The 16,227-nt window shown below is 67.9% G+C and carries 15 protein-coding genes; 9 read left to right on the plus strand and 6 right to left on the minus strand.

Features of this window, described 5'->3' with window-relative positions; genetic code table 11:
- Positions 1 to 112 precede the first annotated feature (112 nt).
- The 3 genes from ABZW96_RS08485 to ABZW96_RS08495 are packed head-to-tail and all read left to right on the plus strand — an operon-like array spanning position 113 to position 2,514.
- Entirely contained in the window at positions 113 to 1,057 is a 945-nt protein-coding gene (locus ABZW96_RS08485; RefSeq protein ID WP_355072640.1) for an ATP-binding cassette domain-containing protein, read from the plus strand.
- On the plus strand, positions 1,054 to 1,815 hold the full coding sequence (locus ABZW96_RS08490) for an ABC transporter permease (protein ID WP_355072642.1): 762 nt from the start codon (positions 1,054 to 1,056) through the stop codon (positions 1,813 to 1,815). The genes ABZW96_RS08485 and ABZW96_RS08490 overlap by 4 nt, the downstream gene beginning before the upstream one ends.
- A 54-nt stretch (positions 1,816 to 1,869) precedes the next feature.
- A complete protein-coding gene (locus tag ABZW96_RS08495; RefSeq protein ID WP_355072644.1) occupies positions 1,870 to 2,514 on the plus strand; it encodes a DUF4097 family beta strand repeat-containing protein in 645 nt (214 codons plus the stop codon).
- An 87-nt stretch (positions 2,515 to 2,601) separates the two neighbouring features.
- On the opposite strand, the gene ABZW96_RS08500 is transcribed toward ABZW96_RS08495, so the two are convergent.
- Positions 2,602 to 5,763, minus strand: coding sequence for a BTAD domain-containing putative transcriptional regulator (locus tag ABZW96_RS08500; protein WP_355072646.1), 3,162 nt, complete (start codon positions 5,761 to 5,763; stop codon positions 2,602 to 2,604).
- A 366-nt stretch (positions 5,764 to 6,129) separates the two neighbouring features.
- Between ABZW96_RS08500 and ABZW96_RS08505 the strand changes: the two genes are divergently transcribed.
- Positions 6,130 to 6,348 carry a ferredoxin gene (locus ABZW96_RS08505; RefSeq protein WP_355072648.1) on the plus strand — a complete coding sequence of 73 codons (219 nt, stop codon included), beginning with the start codon at positions 6,130 to 6,132 and terminating at the stop codon, positions 6,346 to 6,348.
- Entirely contained in the window at positions 6,345 to 7,571 is a 1,227-nt protein-coding gene (locus ABZW96_RS08510) for a cytochrome P450 (RefSeq protein ID WP_355072650.1), read from the plus strand. The genes ABZW96_RS08505 and ABZW96_RS08510 overlap by 4 nt, the downstream gene beginning before the upstream one ends.
- Before the next feature lie 45 nt (positions 7,572 to 7,616).
- Here ABZW96_RS08510 and ABZW96_RS08515 read toward each other — a convergent pair whose 3' ends face one another.
- Complete coding sequence (locus ABZW96_RS08515; RefSeq protein WP_355072651.1) at positions 7,617 to 7,742, minus strand: hypothetical protein; 126 nt, start codon at positions 7,740 to 7,742, stop codon at positions 7,617 to 7,619.
- Positions 7,743 to 8,059: 317 nt separating this feature from the next.
- On the opposite strand from ABZW96_RS08515, the gene ABZW96_RS08520 reads away from it, so the two are divergent.
- The gene (locus tag ABZW96_RS08520) at positions 8,060 to 8,518 is read left to right on the plus strand and encodes an SRPBCC family protein (protein WP_355072653.1); all 459 of its coding nucleotides are present in this window, start codon (positions 8,060 to 8,062) and stop codon (positions 8,516 to 8,518) included.
- A gap of 11 nt (positions 8,519 to 8,529) precedes the next feature.
- Here the strand turns inward: ABZW96_RS08520 and ABZW96_RS08525 are convergent, their stop codons facing one another.
- Both ABZW96_RS08525 and ABZW96_RS08530 read right to left on the minus strand, forming a co-directional pair.
- A complete protein-coding gene (locus ABZW96_RS08525; RefSeq protein ID WP_355072655.1) occupies positions 8,530 to 10,386 on the minus strand; it encodes a DNA/RNA non-specific endonuclease in 1,857 nt (618 codons plus the stop codon).
- Between the two features lie 202 nt (positions 10,387 to 10,588).
- A complete protein-coding gene (locus ABZW96_RS08530) occupies positions 10,589 to 11,011 on the minus strand; it encodes a MarR family transcriptional regulator (RefSeq protein WP_355072657.1) in 423 nt (140 codons plus the stop codon).
- Between the two features lie 88 nt (positions 11,012 to 11,099).
- Between ABZW96_RS08530 and ABZW96_RS08535 the strand changes: the two genes are divergently transcribed.
- Positions 11,100 to 11,825: a glucose 1-dehydrogenase gene (locus ABZW96_RS08535; protein WP_355072659.1), complete on the plus strand. Its 726-nt coding sequence runs from the start codon at positions 11,100 to 11,102 to the stop codon at positions 11,823 to 11,825.
- 54 nt (positions 11,826 to 11,879) lie between these two features.
- Here the strand turns inward: ABZW96_RS08535 and ABZW96_RS08540 are convergent, their stop codons facing one another.
- Positions 11,880 to 13,748 (minus strand): potassium transporter Kup, encoded by a 1,869-nt coding sequence (locus tag ABZW96_RS08540; protein WP_355072978.1) that lies wholly within the window; start codon positions 13,746 to 13,748, stop codon positions 11,880 to 11,882.
- 205 nt (positions 13,749 to 13,953) lie between these two features.
- Entirely contained in the window at positions 13,954 to 14,928 is a 975-nt protein-coding gene (locus ABZW96_RS08545; RefSeq protein WP_355072661.1) for a helix-turn-helix domain-containing protein, read from the minus strand.
- Positions 14,929 to 15,067: 139 nt separating this feature from the next.
- Here ABZW96_RS08545 and ABZW96_RS08550 point away from each other — a divergent pair, with 139 nt between their 5' ends.
- Both ABZW96_RS08550 and ABZW96_RS08555 read left to right on the plus strand, forming a co-directional pair.
- Positions 15,068 to 15,493 carry a VOC family protein gene (locus tag ABZW96_RS08550; protein ID WP_355072663.1) on the plus strand — a complete coding sequence of 142 codons (426 nt, stop codon included), beginning with the start codon at positions 15,068 to 15,070 and terminating at the stop codon, positions 15,491 to 15,493.
- 110 nt (positions 15,494 to 15,603) lie between these two features.
- Complete coding sequence (locus ABZW96_RS08555; protein ID WP_355072664.1) at positions 15,604 to 16,086, plus strand: DUF4254 domain-containing protein; 483 nt, start codon at positions 15,604 to 15,606, stop codon at positions 16,084 to 16,086.
- Positions 16,087 to 16,227 lie beyond the last annotated feature (141 nt).

The raw sequence follows: 16,227 nt of genomic DNA on the forward strand, positions 1-16,227 counted from the left end.
GTGCACGGACATCTGCTCGTCGGATGCGGCGCTGACCAGGCCGAATGCCGTGTCAGCGGACGTGTCAGGCCGGTGTCAGGGCGGTATCAGCGGGGCTCGCGACAGTATCCCTGTGAACAGTTCAGCGATTGCGGCTTCCGGGCTGCGAAAGACGTACGGGGACAAGACGATCCTCGATGGTATCGACTTGGATATCGGCGCGGGCACGATCTTCTCTCTGCTCGGCCCGAACGGGGCGGGTAAGACGACCACGGTGAACGTGCTGACCACGCTGTCGAAAGCCGATGGCGGCACGGCGCGGGTCGCCGGGCACGACATCGCGACCGATGCCGAGGCGGTGCGTGCGTCGATCGGGGTCACCGGTCAGTTCGCGGCGGTGGACGATCTGCTGACGGGGGAGGAGAACCTGCGGCTGATGGCGGATCTGCACCATCTGCGGGCCCACGAGAGCAAGCGGGTGATCACCGAATTGCTCGAACGGTTCGATTTGGCGGAGTCGGCGCGAAAGCAGGCGTCGACCTATTCCGGGGGTATGCGCCGGAAATTGGATCTGGCGATGACGCTGGTCACCAAGCCGGACATCGTCTTCCTGGACGAGCCGACAACGGGATTGGATCCGCGCAGCCGGCGCACCATGTGGGAGATCGTCCGGGAATTGACGAACGCCGGTGTGACGATCTTCCTGACCACTCAGTACCTCGAGGAAGCCGATCAGTTGGCCGACCGGATCGCGGTGCTCGACCAGGGCCGCATAGTCGACGAAGGCACACCTGACGACCTCAAGCGCCGGGTGCCCGGCAGCCACATCCGGCTCCGATTCACCGACGTCACGCAGCTCGATGCGGCGGCGCGGATCCTGCCGGGGGCCACCCGCGACGACGAGGCCCTGACCCTGCGGGTCCCCGGCGACGGCGGGACGAAAGCACTGCGGGACCTGCTGAATCGGCTCGCCGAACACTCGGTCGACGCCGAGGAGGTCTCCGTCCACACCCCTGACCTCGACGATGTCTTCTTCGCCCTGACCGGTCACGCCACCAAGGAGGCTGTCGCACCATGAGCACCATTTCCGCGCCGCTGGCCGATTCGTCGATCATGCTGCGCCGCAACTTCAAGCACATCGCCCGGACTCCGGTCACGATCTTCAACGCGGCCATGATGCCGGTCGTGATGATGCTGATCTTCGTGTACGTGTTCGGCAACGCGTTCGATGTCGGCGAACAGTACATCGATTACGCGACGCCGGGCATGATCCTGCTGGCCATCAGCTACGGGTTGTCGGGCACCGCGGTATCGGTGAGCTCCGATATGGCGAAAGGCGTCATCAACAGGTTCAAGGTCATGAGCGTCTCTCGTGGCGCCGTACTGACCGGCCACGTCGCGGCCACCGTACTGACCAATGTGGTGGCCATCGCGGCCGTCATAGGTGTGGCCTTCGCGCTGGGGTTCCGGCCGCCCGCGACCGCACTCGACTGGCTGGGCGCGATCGGCATCATGGCGGCGACGTCGTTCGCGGCCGCCTGGCTCACGGTCGCACTGGGAATGGCCGCGAAGACTCCGGAGTCCGCGGGCATGACCGTGGTGCCGCTGATCATGCTGCCGTTCGTGAGCAGCGCGATCGTGCCCGCCGACCAGATGGGGCAGGGTATCCGGCAGTTCGCGCAATACCAACCTTTCACGCCGATCATCGAAGCGTTGCGCGGGTTTCTCGCCGGGCACCCCTCAGGTGGCTACACGGCCGCCGCGCTCGCCTGGTGCGCCGGGTTCGCCGTCGTCGGATACCTGTGGTCGCGCGCCACTTTCAACAAGCGCGTGTAGTCGCGACCAGCCGCCCATTTCACACCCCAACCAATTCACACACAGGAGACAGCCATGCCGACGTTCGAGACCCCGGAACCGATCGCCGTCACGATCGACGTGCTCTCCGGTGCGGTCACGGTGATCGCCTCGGACCGTATCGACACCGTCGTGGAGGTCCGTCCGGCCGACGCGTCCAAAAAGGGTGACGTGCGCGCCGCCGCGCAAACCCAGATCGAATTCACCGCAGGCACTTTGACCGTGCGAACGCCGAAAGACTGGCGGACCTACACCCCGTTCGGCGGCAACCCGTCGATCGAGCTGACCATCGAGGTACCCACCGGCTCCCAGCTGAAGGGCACCGCCGCGGTGGGCCGATTGCTGGGCGCAGGCGAACTCGGCGAATGCGACCTGGAGATATCCGCGGGCGACATCACCGTCGAGCGCCCGCGTGATTCGGTAACCGCGAAAACCGCCAAAGGCGACATCCGTATCGGTGAGGCGTCGCGCGGCGTGCTCCGGCTGGAAACGTCCATGGGCGAGCTCCAGGTCGGAATCAGCCCGAGTAGCGCGGTGCAGCTGGAAACCAACGCCCAGCACGGGACCGTGCGCAACCGGATGCAACCGGTCGACCGGTCGCAGGGCGAGGAGGACATCGTGCGGGTGTACGCGCGCAACTCCTACGGCAACATTGTCATCCAGCACGCCACGGCCGCCTGATACTGCGCTCCCGCCACCCCGTCCCGCGCACATTGTCCAACAGGTGTGCGACACCAGGTCGGTGTCGCACAACTGTTTTCGCCATGTTCAGCAAGCGAGCGCAGTGGCGACCAGTTCACGCCAGCTCGCCTGCGCACCCTCCTTCGTCGCCTCGGTGAACCGCACTTCGCCGAGGCGACGTCGTGCTGTCTGCTCGATCCGTTCCACATCCGGTTGGGAACGGTCGGACAGGCCGCGCACTGCGGCACTCGCCGCGAGCAGCCGGACGGCCTGCTCATCGTGGTCGGCGCGTTGCGCCAGGTCGGCGATCCCGACGAGCACCTGAGCGGTCAAAGGCGCGTATCCCGCATCGGATGCCGCCTGGAAGGCCGCGTCGTGGTGTTCGCGGGCTTCATCGAGCCCGTCGGCGAGGTAGCCGAGCAGGTTGTGGGTCCGCGCCCTGACGTAGCGCTGCTCGGCATCGCTGCCGAGGAGGGTTGTCGCGAGATCGATCTGCCGGTACGCCTGCTCGGTGTCGTCGCTCCAACGAGCCAGCTCCGCCCTGGTCAGGGCGAGTTCGGCCAGTGCGTTCGGCCAAGCGGAGCGATCCGCGTGCCGCTGCGCCTCGGCCATGGCGGCCGCACTCGCCTCCGCATCGCCCAGCAGCCAGTACAGCTGAGCCTGCCGCGCCCGCATCAAGAAAACGTCCTCGATCGCGCCGACCTCGGTGACCACCGCGATCGCCTGGTCGAGATGCTCGCACGCACCGGCGAACTCACCGCGCATGGCGATTCGATTCGCCAGTTCGGTCAGAGCGAACGAGATCCCCCAGCGCTCGCCGATGGTCCGGAACTCGGCGAGCGCCGTCTCCAGATACTCGTCCGCCTCCCGCCCCTGCTGTCCCAGCGCGATCCGCGCCTTGCCGAGCTGGAGCCGGGCCAGCGCCCGCACCCAAGGGTCGTCATCGGTGAGCAGCGGTTCGAACGCGGGCAGCAACGCGTCCGGCCCCTGCAACATGCGTTCCAGCGCTGCGACGAACGCCAGCAGCGGGTATCGCCCCCGACTGCGCCGGCTGAACAGGTATGCCTTGTGGATCCATTCCTCCACTTGGTGCTCGTCACTCGGCCCGGAGCTCATGAAGTGCACGACCAGCCCGTACACCCTGGCCCTGATCTCGTCGTCCACCTCGCCGGACGTGTCGGCAGCCGCGGTGATCAGCTCCATGCCCTCGGCCTTGTGGCCGCCGAGCCACCAGTACCAGCCCGCGGCCGCCGCGAGCCGCATCGCCCCGGTCGCGTCCGCGGCCGCGAGCGCGCCACGCATCGCGACGGCGATGTTGTCGTGTTCGACCTCGAGCGTGGCGAGCCACTCCAATTGCTCGGCGCGGCGCAGGTGCGGCTCCGCGATGTCGGCGAGTTCGGTGAAGTACGCGAGATGCGCTCGGCGCGCCGAATCCGATTCGCCCGACTCCTCGAGCCGGTCCCGGGCGTACTGCTTGATCGTGTCCAGCATCCGGAAGCGCGGCCCGCTGTCCTCCACGGTACGCAGCAGCGATTTCTCGGTCAGCGCGGTCAGCAGCTCGAGCACCTCCCACCGCTCGACCGCCATGCTCTCCTCGCCCTGGGCTTCGGGCCCCGCGCAGACCTGCTCGGCCGCCTCCAGGCTCGCGCCGCCGGAGAACACCGCGAGCCTGCGCAGAACCATCCGTTCGGAGTCGGTGAGCAGCTCCCAGCTCCAGTCGACTACCGCTCGCAACGTCCGGTGCTGCGGAATCGCGGTGCGGCTGCCGCCGGTCAGCAGACGGAATCGATCGTCGAGGCGGTGGGCGAGCTGGTCGAGGGACATGGTGCGCAGTCTGGCCGCGGCCAGTTCGATCGCCAGGGGGATTCCGTCGAGGGCCCGGCAGACGCGCGCCATGGTCGACAAGGTGGGAGCATCGGCCGCGAGATCCTGACGCACCGCACCTGCCCTGTCCCGCAACAGCTGCACCGCCGGGGATGACTCGATCTCGCCGGGATCCGCGTCCTGCGCGGGCAACGCCAACGGCTCGACCTGCCATAACGCCTCGCCCATGATGCCGAGCGGTTCGCGGCTGGTAGCGAGGATCCGCAGCCGCCCGCACTCTCCGAGCAGCCGGTGGGCGAACGCCGCCGCGGACTCGATCACGTGCTCACAGTTGTCCAGGATCAACAGCGTTTCGCGCTCGCGGATCGCCGCGACGAGCCGGTCCATCGGTTCCGCGTTCGGTGCGCCGCCGAGCAGCGCGTCGCGGAGTCCGAGCGCGGCGAGGGCGGATTGCGCCATGTCGCCACTCGCGCCGACGGACGCCAGTTCCACCAGCCAGGCCCCGTCGGGCAGGTCGTCGAGCATGGTTCGCGCGGTTTCGAGGGCCAACCTGGTCTTGCCCGAGCCGCCAGGACCGGTCAACGTGGTGAGCCGATGGTTCGCGATGAGTTCGCGCACGGCGGCGATATCGGCGTATCTGCCGACGAATTCGGTCAACTCGGCCCGCAGGTTCGTGTTGCGGTGGTTCTCCTCCGTTCGCACTTCGCCGCGCAGGAGCGCCACGTGTAATGCGGAGAGTTCCGGCGACGGATCGACGCCCAGCGTGTCGGCGAGTGCCTCCCGTGCGCGCTGGTACGCGATCAGCGCCTCGGCGCCGCGACCCGCGGCGCCGAGCGCGCGCATCAGCGCGGCGACGAGCCGTTCCCGCACCGGGTGCCGGGCCACGAGCTCGGTCAGCTCGGTGATCAGCTCCGTACCCCGGCCGAGGCGGACCTCCGCTTCGTACCGATCCTCCATGGCGGCGAGGCGCAGCCCCTCCAGCCGGGTGACCACCGCGTCGAAAGCCTCGCTGTCCGGTATTCCGACGTCCTGCATCGGCGCACCGCGCCACAGCTCGACGGCCTCGTGCAAGAGCTGGGCCTGTCGCGCGTCGTCACCGCCGCGGGCCTGGTCGAGAAGCCGTTCGAACCGCAGGGCGTCGACGGCGTGGGGTTCCACCGTCAGCCGGTATCCGCCCGCCTGCCCGTCGAGCGCCCCGTCCGGCAGCACCCTGCGCAGCCGGGAGACCAGTGCCTGCAAGGCGTTCGCCGCGTCGGCGGGCGGTTGCTCACCCCAAATCCAGTCGACCAGCGTCGCTTTCGGGACTACCCGACCTGGTTCGAGCGCGAGCGCGATCAACAGCGCCCGCAACCGAGCGCCCGGTACCTCGATCAATCCGCCGTCGTCTAGTCGGATCTCGAGCGGTCCAAGCATCCCGATCTGCACCGGCCCATTCTGCCGTGGACCCTCGGCGGTGAACCGGGCCGCCCGTCCCCGGGGTGATAACCGCTCCGATGGCGGCGCCCGGCACCGGTCGGCCGCAGCGTGCCGAGATGCCGGCTTGCCGGAGAGCAGGCGCATACGCGATCTGATCGGCTCTGCGCGGAGGCGGCGCGCGTCGACCAGGGCGAACGCCGTATCGGCTGCGTGTCAGGCCGGTATCAGGTCGGTGTCAGCCAGTCGGGCGACAGTTCTCCTGTGAACAGTTCAGCAATGACAGGGCTGAGGAAGGTGTTCCGGACGCCGCTGTGCACCAGTGCACTTGCCCACGGTGTGCGCTCTCTCCCGGTCACCTGGGAAAAGGGGTAGCCGGTGGAACTCAGAGTGGACCGTGAGCGCTGCGTCAGCGCCGGCATGTGCGCACTGACCGCCCCTGGAGTATTCGACCAGGACCCGGAGGACGGACGGGTGGCGCCGCTGAACCTCACACCCGCGCCCGAGTGGGAGCAGGCCGTCCGCGAGGCGGCCCAGTTGTGCCCGTCCGGCGCGATCACCATCGTTCGACAATCGCCGCGAGAGGAAATTCGATGAGTCAGACGGCCCCCATCCCGCACGGCCTCCCCCTGGAGCGCGACGCGGGACCCTTCGACCCACCCCGCGAGATCACCCGGCTGCGCGAAGCTCGCCCGGTCAGCCCCCTGATCTTCCCCGACGGTCACGAGGGCTGGCTCGTCACCGGCTACGACGCGGTTCGCCGGCTCATGGCCGACACCCGGTTCAGCTCCCGCCAGGACATCGGCATCGTCCACGTGCCGTACGAGACCCCCGGCATGCCCGTCGCCACCGAACCGTCACCGCAGGTGCCGGGTTTGTTCATCGCCATGGACCCGCCGGACCACACCCGGCTGCGACGCAAGCTGACCGGCGCGTTCACCGTCAAACGGATGAAGCAGCTCGAGGAGCACATCATCGACATCGCCGAGCGGCAATTGGACCAGATGGCGCGGCTGACCCCGCCGGTCGACCTGGTCGAGGAGTTCGCGCTGCCGGTGCCTTCGCTGGTGATCTGCGAGCTGCTCGGCGTGCCCTACGCGGACCGCGAGACCTTCCAGGTCAACTCCGCCAAGTTCTTGGTCAAGGACCAATCGCTCGAGGAGAAGATGGCGGCGTACGGCGCGATGACGACGTACCTGGCCGAACTGGTCACACGCAAGCGCGCCGAACCCGGCGAGGACATACTGTCCGACCTGGCCCGCCACGACGACCTCACCATCGAGGAGCTGACCGGCATCGCCTTCCTGTTGCTGCTCGCGGGCCACGAGACCACCGCGAACATGCTCGCGCTCGGCACCTTCGCGCTGCTGGAGCACCCCGAGCAACTGGCCGAACTGCGCGCGGACCCGGATCTGCTTCCCGACGCCGTCGAGGAACTCATGCGCTACCTGTCGGTCGCCGACATCTTCTATCGCTACGCCACCGACGACATCGAACTCGGCGGTGAAACGATCGGCAAGGGTTCCACCGTGGTCGTCTCGCTGCTGGCCGCCAACCACGACCCCCAGCGTTTCGACCATCCCGACACCCTGGACCTGCACCGCAAGGCCCGCGGCCACCTGTCCTTCGGCCACGGCGTCCACCAATGCCTCGGCCAGCAACTGGCCCGCATCGAGATGCGCGCCGGTTTCGCCGGACTGCTGCGCCGCTTCCCGACGCTCGAGCTCGCCATCCCCGCCGGTGCGGTGAAACTCCGGACCGACATGAATATCTACGGCGTCCACGAACTGCCGGTCACCTGGACGGAGACGGCACGGTAGAACTGTCGGCCGAGCGCGTGGGAACGCGCCTGCACGGCCGGTCCGTCAGCCCTGGCCGTATCGGTTGTCGGCCAGGGCGGGCATGCCCATGACGAGGCGCGCTGTGGCCAAGGCGCGCAGCGTATTTCCGGCGTCGTCCTCGTCACCGGCGGCGGGGTGGTTCGAGCCCATGCGAAAGAACACGAAGTAGGCCGTGTGGGCCGCGACGGGCCGGTGGCATGAATACCGCTCACGGACAGAATGAACACCCTCGCCACGGTTGGATCGGCATATCGCACACGAGCACCGCGGCGAAACTCTTGCGATCCCACTTTTATACTCGCCGGTAACAATTGGAATCGAGAATAGCCAACGGGTAGCTGGCGACTTATTTTTGGCTCTGACATCGCTCTTTGCGGGGGAATGATGGTTGCGAGTCGAACGCGTATTGACGGATGGGAAGCGGCACGGGCAGAATCGGCCGGGTTGATCCCGGGGGTGGAGGAGTTATGCGCGTAAAAACCGATATCCATTTCACCGTCGGCGTCGATCCCACCCGGGTGTTCGATGCGGTCGCCGCGATCGAATTGCTTCCCGAATGGTCGACGCATTCGGATGCGCGCGTGGCCACCCGCGGTGAATCCGGTCGTCCGCAGCGGGTCTACGTCACCGCGGAGACTCCGCTCGGCAAGTCCGATCTCCAGGTGCTGGAATACGACTGGACCGCGGACCGAGTGTCGTGGCAGGTCGTGGACAGCTGTGTCGGCGTCGGCGGCGGTGGCTGGTTCGAAGTCGCCGAGGACGGCGCGGGATCGCAGGTCTGGTATCACACCGAGCTGCAATCCTCGCTCTTGCTGCCCGGACTACTCCTCAAGCGCAGCGTCCGGCGGGAGGCCGAGACCGTCGTGCAGAACTTCATCGAATTCGCCGAGGGATATACCGCGCCCCCGAAATCACGCGCCGTATAGGTCGCTCCGCTTCACCATTGGATATCCGCGACCGAGTTCAAGGGGGCGGCCACTTCCTCCGGCGCCAGTTGCAGATCCGCGTCCCGCAGCGCTTGCGGGAAGTGGAAGCGGGCTCGCTGCTCGATCTCGGTCAGCGGCAGCTGGAAGACGCGGAACTCGTCGAGATCGAGCACTTCCAGCTGGTCCAGGTTCTGGCTCAGCAGGAAGCCCCGGGCCTTCAGTTCGCCGTTCTCCCGGAACGCGATGACCTTCCAGAACTCGCGCGGAATCCTGACCTGCCGGAATTCCTGGTCGTCGTCGATGAAGACCGGGCCGCCGAACGCGCTGACCTTGAGGTCGTCGACGGTGACGTCGGCGAAGACGGCGTCCTCGAGCCGCCCCCAGACCCCATCGCGCATGCTCTGGTTGAAGTCGTCCATCTGCGGGGTGATGTTGGTGTAGAAGAACGAATCCTCGTTGGCCTTCTTGGCCTCGGGCAGGCTGCCCCACAGCAGGTCCGCGCGGCGGGCGAGGTGGCCGCGATCGAGCCGGTTGTCGCGGTACAACTCGTTGCCGACCTGGGCGTCCGCGTCGAGCCGCGCGTCCTTGACGAAGTCGATCTTCTTCCGCGACAGCTTCTTGATCGAGCCGCCGTCGATATTCCAGGCCACCCAGATGGCGAAGCGGCGCGAGCGGCGCATCGCGAGGGAGAAATGCGTGTAGTGCAGGACATCGGCGCCGTCCAGGGTGGTCGCCACGTCGGGGCGGATCTCGGCGTCCACCTCGGGGACCGGAATCGGCGACGCGAGGAAATTCGGGTCGTATCCTGCGACGGCCGCGGCTTCCTCCGCGGCCGGCGGGGTCAAGGTGATGCCGAGCTTCTCGAACACCGATTGCGGCAGGCAGGCCAGCGCGTGCTCGTCGGTGTCCGCGCCCGTCTCGCCTGCGAAATGCAATCCGGCCAGCACGGTGCTGGTCTTGCCGTCGGGGAGCTCGAAAATCCACGCCGATCCGGAGTCGCCGCCGCTGCTGATCTCGCCGTCGACCGCGGGATGGTCCGGGTCGGGCCCGATCTCGAAGCCGCCGATGCTTCTCGTGCCAACGCCGTGATAGTCGATCTTGGCGACCACGTCGACGCGCCGCACCATGCCGTGGGTGACCTGGGTGGTCCGGCCGCTCTTGATCACCTTGTCGCCCAGCTCGGGTTCGCCGAGGCGGTCCGGGACGACGTCCAGGCCCATGATCGCGGCGCTGAACCGCCGGTTCTCGATGTCGGCGACGGCGCAGTCGCCCGCCGTGCCGAGATGGGATCGGATCAGCTTGCCGAGCCGGTTGCGGTCGACCCGGTTGTCGTCACGCGGGCCCGGCTGCACGACGTCGTCGCCGAGATTGCCCGCCGCGGTGTTCAGGACGTGCCAATTGCTCAGCACATACGGTGTTCCGTCGTCCCGGTCGTAGACGACGCAACCGATCGTCCCCGCCGTAGTGCTCGGGTGGGCAACGCTGATTCCCGGCACGATCGGGTCGAGGCGCGACTTGCGCTCGGGCGCGGCCGCTTCGGTGACCAGCCGGAAGGCCGGCTCGAACGTGCGCTGTAGCACGTCGGTCGGTACCTCGATCCCGTCGACGGTGACGGTCTCCGGAATCGCAGACGTGCCAAGCGCTTCCAGCGCCTCCGGTTCGGACACCTTCTCGTGCACGGTGAACTGCACCGCGATCTCGCCGGTCGATTTTCCGTCGACTTGCTTGTGGCCGATGCCGATCGAGGAGATATTGGGGTCTTCGAGGAAGTTCTCGCCCTTGCTGCGGATGAATTTGCGCAGTGCGGCGAGAAGGTCGTCGTTTCGGGTGTTCGTCCGGCGGGCTGGTGAATTCTTTTTGGCAGGCATGGTGGCTCCGTGATCGAGGTGAGCGTGGCGTCGACGGCGCTGTCGCACCAGCTATCGCCATTCTCTGGTCACAGTCGTGCCCGCACACGAGTAGCGAACTACTCGAACGACGGGTGCCGCAATGCTGCGCAAAAGTTAGTTCGCATAACCAAAACAGTAGGTAGAGCCTATGCGTGCTGTCGGTTTCAGCGACGTTAGATTTTCACCGATGTTCGGCCAAGGCTGTCGCCGTCGCGGTCACGAGGCCGATCAATCGAGTTCGGTCGATGCCGGGAAGCCTGCGGGCCAGCTCGTGCTCCAGCTCCGCGCGGAACTTGTGTCGCACCGCCGAGCCCTGTTCGGTGGGAACGGCGCGAGTCACGCGGCGGTCTCCCGGGTCGGTCTCCCGGACGAGTAGCCCTCGCCGCTCCAGCCGGTCGACCATGCCGGTCACATTGGTCTTGTCACAACCGAGCGTCGCGGCCAGCTCGCCGAAGGACGGCGGCCGGTCGGCGCCGAGCAGGCACAGCAATTCGGCTTGCTGACTCGTCAATTCGAGGCGTCGCGCGATCGAGGTGTAGAGGGCGCTGATCTCGCGGTGCAGCCGTGCGAAAGCGGGCGCGAGCCCCTGGTCATCGGTCGGCATGGGGAAAGTCTATGTCATCGACAGTTGACATCCTCGCTGATTTAGTTGATGATCTCGACTATCGCCATGGTCATCAATGGGAGGTGAGATGCCGGTCGCGATCGTCACCGGAGGATCCCGCGGCATCGGTCGCGCCATCGCCGAGCGTCTGGGCGCGAGGGGAGCCGCCGTCGTCGTCAACTACCGATCGAACCGGCAGGCCGCCGAACAGGTGGTGGCCGACATCGAGGGCTCCGGTGGGCAGGCGTGGGCGGTGCGGGCCGACGTCGCCGACCCGGCGGGCCCGCGCAGGTTGTTCGACGCCGCCGAGGAGCGTTTCGGCGGCGTGGACGTCTTCGTGAACAACGCGGGCGTCGCGCGTTTCGGCTCGATAGCCGAGGCCACCGACGAGGACTTCGAGCTGATGTTCGCGGTCAACACCAAGGCGACGTTCGTCGCCCTGCGTGAGGCCGCGAAGCGGTTGCGCGACAACGGCCGCATCGTCGTCGTGTCCTCCGGCGCGACACTGACCCACCGGCCGGGCTCGGGTGTCTACGGCGCCAGCAAGGCCGCCGTAGAGCAGCTGGTTCGGGTGCTGGCCAGGGAACTCGGCCCGCGCGGCATCACGGCCAACAGCGTGCTGCCCGGTGCGGTGCGCACCGACGCACTCGCCGCGTCAGGGGTGATCGGGGCGAATCAGCAGACCCTCCAATCTATTCCGCTCGGCCGCATGGGCGAGCCCGACGACATCGCCGACGTCGTCGGCTTTCTGGCGTCGGAGGAGGCCCGCTGGATCACCGGGGCGAGCGTGCCCGTCGGTGGGGGAGCCTTCTGAACCGCGAACGTACCGGGACGGAGACGGTCCGAGACGGAACCAGGTTGTGCGCGCCTAGATCTCGATGTGAGCGCCCATGATCACCGTGCGCTCGCGGGGTAGGCCGAACTGCTCGGCGGCGTCGGCGGTGATGTAGGAGGTGGCGATGAACAGCCGCTTGCGCCACTGGGCCATCGTCGGCTCGGTACCGGGGCGCAGCTCGATCTTCGACAGGAAGTAGGACGCACGGTCCAGCTGCAACGGTCCCTCGGTGACAGCGGGGTCGAGCAATGCCAGCGCGCCGGGCACGTCTTGCGACTCCATGTAGCCGAACCGGGCGCACACGTGGATGATGCCGTCTTCGGTGTAGCCGAGGGAATCGACGCTGATCCGTTCGTCCGCCGGAACCCGCGGCACGGGTTCGGTCTCGATCGACATGATCACGACGTGCGCGTGGCGCACGTGGTTGTGTTCGGCGTTGGCCCGCAGGGCCAGCGGCGCGGTTCGTTTGCCTCGGTTGAGGAAGACGGCCGTGCCGGGGACCTCGAGTATCGATGGGTCGCCCGCGTGCAAGTGGTCGACGAACTCGCGCAGCGACCCCTCCCGCCGTTCGCGTTCGGCGGTGACGATGTCGCGCCCGCGTTGCCAGGTGGTCATGATGGTGAACGCGGTGAGACCGATCAGCAGCGGCAGCCACGCGCCGTGCACGAGCTTGGTCAGGTTGGCCGCGACGAACAGCAGGTCCACCGACAGCAGGGGGACGGCGCCAAGGGCGAGCAGCCAGCGCGGGATATTCCAGCGGGCGCGGGCGACGTAGAAGAACAACAGCGTGGTGATGGTGATCGTGCCGGTCACCGCCATGCCGAACGCGTAGGCCAGCGCCGCCGAGCTGCGGAAGGCGAACACCAGGGTGAGCACCGAGACCATCAGCAGCCAGTTGATCCACGGCACGTAGATCTGGCCGACCGTCGCCTCCGAGGTGTGCGCGATGCGCAGCCGGGGCAGGTAGCCGAGCCGGGCGGCCTGGGATGCCACCGAATACGCGCCGGTGATCACCGCCTGCGACGCGATCACCGTAGCGGCGGTGGCCAACAGCACCAGCGGCAGGCGGCCCCATGCGGGCATGAGCAGGAAGAACGGGCTGCTGACGTGGCCGGGATCGTCGAGGATCAGCGCGCCTTGGCCGAAATAGCTGAGGATGCACGCCGGGAACACCAGAAACAGCCAGCCACGGGTGATCGCCCTGCGACCGAAATGACCCATGTCGGCGTACAGCGCCTCGGCTCCGGTCACCGCGAGGACGATCGCGGCCAAGGCGAAGAAGGCGGTGCCGAAATGGCCGAACAGGAAGCCGAGCGCGTAGGTCGGTGACAGGGCTCGCAGAATCTGCGGATGATCGGCGATGCCCGCCACCCCGCACGCGCCGATGACGGCGAACCAGGCGATCATCACCGGCCCGAACACCCGGCCCACGGCCGAGGTGCCCCGGCGCTGCACCAGGAACAGCGTCACGATGATGACCGCGGTGATCGGTACGACGAAATCCGCCAGCGACGGTTGCACGACCTCGATTCCCTCGACGGCGGACAGCACGGAGATCGCCGGAGTGATCATGCTGTCGCCGAAGAACAGCGAAGCGCCGAAGATGCCCAGCGCCGCCAGCGCCGCGGTCTGCCGTCGGCCGTGCTGCGAACCCCACCGCCGCAGCTGCGTGATCAGCGCCATGATGCCGCCCTCGCCGTCGTTGTCGGCGCGCAGGGCCAGCAGGATGTAGGTGACGGTGACGATGATGGTGACCGACCAGAAGATCAGCGAGACCACGCCGTACACGTTGTCCACGCTCACCGGCACCGGATGTGGGTCGGCAGGGTTGAACACCGTCTGGATGGTGTAGATCGGACTGGTGCCGATGTCGCCGAACACCACGCCGAGTGCGGCGACCACCACGCCGAGCCGCGCGGTGTCGTGTGCGCTCGTCGCGGAGGGCGCGGGGGGTCGCTCCTCGTCGGATGTGGTCGTGTGCTGCCGATCGGTCACCGAGTCCTCCTAGCGCGGGCTGTCCGGCCGCCCGTGCGGACGATACCGTTCCCGGAGTTGGGCCGTCGGGCAGTAGCCGCCGCATGACATCCGGCGTCGTGCCTACCGCGGCTCAATACGACACGCGCGTCATGCGGATCTCGGAGATCGACATGCCCCGGCGGCGGCGGAACAATCCGCGCAGTGTTCCGGCGTTGAGATAACCCACCTTGGCGGCCACCGCGTCCACCGTGAGCGAAGTGGTGCGCAGCAGTTGCACGGCGCGTTCCAGGCGGATGTCGTGCACGAATTCCGTGGGGGACATGCCCAGTTCGGCGTGGGTGGCCCGCTGCAGGCTGCGTTCGGTGACGCCGACGGCGCGAGCGGCCTGGGATATCCGGAAGTTCTCGCCGAGGTGTGCGCGAACCCAGCGTTCGAAGGCGGCGGTGACGGAATCGCCGCGGGCGATGATCTCGGGGACGATGAACTCCCGTTGCGGTCGGCCCGCGCCCACCGCCAGGTAGCGCATGGCGCGTTCGGCCAGGGCCGGGCTCTTGCTCGCGATCAGCGACAGCGCCAGGTCCATGTGCGAGAGCGCGGCGCCCGCGGTGGTGACGCGTCGACCGCGACACAGCGTGCGTCCCTCGTCGAGTTCCACGTGCGGGTAGCGGCGCCGGAAGCTGGGGCCGAGCCACCAGCTCGTGGTCGCGGGGGAGCCGTCCAGCACGCCCGCCTCGGCCAGGAAGAACGTTCCGGTGCAGGCGCCGGCGAGGTGAGCGCCCCGATCGCGGGCCGCGACCAGCCGGTCGAGCACCGGACGGCTGGCGGGTGCGGAAACCAGGTCGATCAGCGCCGCGGCCTCCAGGACGTTCACGGCGGGCACGATCATCAGATCGAACCCGTCGCCGAGCTCGTCGAGCGGGATCGTCGGCACGGTGTGGCCGTTGCCCGACCGCACCGTGGCGCCGAACGACGCGCTGTGCACCCGCCACGGCTGCGGCGGGTCGGGCAGCTCGGTGCGCACGGCGTTGGCGGTGTTGAAGGTTTCCAGTAGGGCGGCGTATCCGAAATCGGCTACGCCGTCCACCACGAAGACGACGACGTCCATGTCGGAAACGGTACCGAAGATGTCGTTTGCGACACTCGGTTCCGCCGGGATTCTGTCCTACCGTCATCGCGAGACGGCTCGCCGCCGAGCGAACCGGGGAGCCGATCGAACCCGCCGTACCTCGTTTGGGAGCGTGACCATGATCGAAACGACCGGGACGCATCACATCCGGTTGACCGTGACCGACATCGCCCGGTCGCGTGCCTTCTACCGAGATGTGCTCGGTTTCCCCATCGCCGCCGAATCGCCCGGCAGCCCCGACGATCCGGAGGTGCGCGCCGACCCGATGCGACTGTTCGGCGGGGTGGTGTTCCAGGCCAACGGCATGTTGCTCGGCCTGCGTCCGGTCGCCGATCCGGCGGACCGATTCGATTCCGAACGTGTGGGTTTGGACCATCTCAGCTTCACCGTCCCGGCGCGGGACGATCTGGTGGCCGCGGCCGCTCGCCTGGCCGATGCGGGCATCGAACACGGGAAGATCACCGAGATGGCCGATTTCGGCATCGCGATCCTGTCGTTCTCCGATCCCGACGGCATCCATCTCGAACTCACTGCGCCCCTGTGAGTTTGCGTCCGCCCGCAGCGGGCATGCCCGATCCGGAATGAACGCTGTCCTGATGAAGGCTTGGCCGACCGGCCGTACGAGCGGTGCGGTCGTGCCGGGGAGGTAGGCCGATGCTGGTCCAGCGTGCGCGACCGCGGAAGCTGTCCGAGGATTCGGCGCTGCCGAGTCCGAGCGCACTGCTGTGCGCGCTGGGCGGCCAGCACGTGCAGGGCCCGGTGAGCCGGTGGGCGCGCGAGCTGACCGAACTGCACCGGCGGCGCCGGGAGGACGCACGGGAATCGGTCGGGACGCGGCGGCGGCGCGCCGAGTTGGTCGAACGGATCGACACCTGGGCGGCGCTGCACCTGCCGTGCGCCGACCCCGCGGTGCGGGTGCACCACGAGAGCCTGGGGGAGATGATCGACCGGATGGCCGCCGTCGCGGAAGACGCGTTCCATCTGCTGATGCACGACGATCCGGGAGGCGAGCGCATGCACGCGGCATGGACCCGGCTGGCCGAACTGGAGATCGCCTACGCCGATCTGGTGCGCGCCATCGGGGACGGCCGTCGGCGTCTTCCCCCAGGACGAACCGGCGCTTCGGGGGCCCAGTGATGTCGGGGGTGCCTACCGGCGGTCGATCGAGTGGCCCAGCCGGTCGCATCGGACGAACGCGCTGGTCAACGTTGTCGGCAGCCGTTGTGGGGAGTGCGCGCGTCCGCGTCGCGGCGCCTCGCGATCAGCCGTCCCCGGACG

The sequence above is a fragment of the Nocardia sp. NPDC004168 genome (genome assembly GCF_040610355.1).
Classification (GTDB): Bacteria; Actinomycetota; Actinomycetes; order Mycobacteriales; family Mycobacteriaceae; genus Nocardia; species Nocardia sichangensis.

Bases quoted from the DNA above. Each gene is read 5' to 3' on its own strand.
- ABZW96_RS08490 (WP_355072642.1), top strand. From the start codon at position 1,054: ATGAGCACCATTTCCGCGCCGCTGGCCGATTCGTCGATCATGCTGCGC.
- ABZW96_RS08495 (WP_355072644.1), top strand. From the start codon at position 1,870: ATGCCGACGTTCGAGACCCCGGAACCGATCGCCGTCACGATCGACGTG.
- ABZW96_RS08510 (WP_355072650.1), top strand. From the start codon at position 6,345: ATGAGTCAGACGGCCCCCATCCCGCACGGCCTCCCCCTGGAGCGCGAC.
- ABZW96_RS08515 (WP_355072651.1), bottom strand. From the start codon at position 7,742: ATGGGCTCGAACCACCCCGCCGCCGGTGACGAGGACGACGCCGGAAAT.
- ABZW96_RS08520 (WP_355072653.1), top strand. From the start codon at position 8,060: ATGCGCGTAAAAACCGATATCCATTTCACCGTCGGCGTCGATCCCACC.
- ABZW96_RS08525 (WP_355072655.1), bottom strand. From the start codon at position 10,386: ATGCCTGCCAAAAAGAATTCACCAGCCCGCCGGACGAACACCCGAAAC.
- ABZW96_RS08530 (WP_355072657.1), bottom strand. From the start codon at position 11,011: ATGCCGACCGATGACCAGGGGCTCGCGCCCGCTTTCGCACGGCTGCAC.
- ABZW96_RS08535 (WP_355072659.1), top strand. From the start codon at position 11,100: ATGCCGGTCGCGATCGTCACCGGAGGATCCCGCGGCATCGGTCGCGCC.
- ABZW96_RS08545 (WP_355072661.1), bottom strand. From the start codon at position 14,928: ATGGACGTCGTCGTCTTCGTGGTGGACGGCGTAGCCGATTTCGGATAC.
- ABZW96_RS08550 (WP_355072663.1), top strand. From the start codon at position 15,068: ATGATCGAAACGACCGGGACGCATCACATCCGGTTGACCGTGACCGAC.
- ABZW96_RS08555 (WP_355072664.1), top strand. From the start codon at position 15,604: ATGCTGGTCCAGCGTGCGCGACCGCGGAAGCTGTCCGAGGATTCGGCG.